This window comes from Vibrio sp. 704, assembly GCF_033339295.1.
In genome coordinates, this window is record NZ_JAWOUH010000696.1 from 1 (window position 1) to 599 (window position 599).

Annotated in this window: 2 protein-coding genes; both read right to left on the minus strand. The window is 47.6% G+C overall.

What is annotated here, in order from left to right; translation table 11 throughout:
• The coding region (locus R7R24_RS28575; protein WP_318120439.1) for an electron transport complex subunit E at positions 1-457 on the minus strand (457 nt) is incomplete at its 3' end.
• Positions 454-599 (minus strand): FMN-binding protein (locus R7R24_RS28580; protein ID WP_318120440.1); only part of this gene is annotated, 146 nt, incomplete at its 5' end. The genes R7R24_RS28580 and R7R24_RS28575, both read right to left, overlap by 4 nt.

The window sequence follows — 599 nt, forward strand, 5'->3', positions numbered from 1 at the left end:
CGCTAAGCTCGCGCATTGAGCCCAACACAACTAGCACACTGGTCATGCCCAGTCCCATCCATAAGCCGTCCAATGCGGCAGGAAACACATCATTTTTTGAAGCGTAAGCTTCGGCGCGACCGATGATGATACAGTTGGTTACGATCAACGGGATAAAGATACCCAGTGATAGGTACAATCCGTAAGCGTAAGCATTCATTAATAGCTGGACGCAGGTTACGAGTGACGCAATGATCATAACGAAAACCGGAATTCGTATCTCTTTAGGAACATAGTTACGGATCAGTGAAACCGTTACGTTAGACCCCACTAGTACCAGTAATGTGGCAATACCAAGACCCAGCGCGTTGGTGATCGTCGATGAAACGGCGAGTAGAGGACATAAACCGAGCAGCTGAACCAATGCTGGGTTGTTGCTCCACATGCCGTTCTTCATCAATTGTTTGTTTTCGCTCATTGATTGTCTCCTGCGCAGTTTAGTGGCTGGCTGAGAATCTCATCACGAGATTGATTTACGTAGTTTACGGTGTTTCTGACTGCTTTGACGACAGCTCGAGGCGTAATGGTAGCGCCAGTAAACTGATCAAAGTCTCCACCAT